1 pseudogene is annotated in these 262 nt (G+C 25.2%); it reads left to right on the forward strand.

From position 1 onward, the window contains the following. A pseudogene (locus HMPREF3265_RS01715) lies at positions 1–262 on the forward strand (replication protein A); the annotation flags it as partial.

Genomic DNA, 262 nt, shown 5'->3' on the forward strand with positions numbered 1-262 from the left:
CTAATGATACTGATTATAATGATACTGATTATATTAAGACTGAGAGTAATGATACGGATGATTTGAATGATAAGAAATTAACATATCCTAATAATCATACAAATAATTCAAATCACGACAATTCAAACTTTAATAATGAGGCTTTAAAATTTCAATTACTCGAAGAACTACCGCAAAGTATTCAAAACTATCTAAGTAACTTTGAAGTAGCTGAAATTAAAATTATCAAAACTGTATTATTAAAAGCCAAAACATCTTTCAA

The sequence above is a fragment of the Staphylococcus sp. HMSC62B09 genome, from assembly GCF_001839115.1.
GTDB lineage: Bacteria > Bacillota > Bacilli > Staphylococcales > Staphylococcaceae > Staphylococcus > Staphylococcus haemolyticus.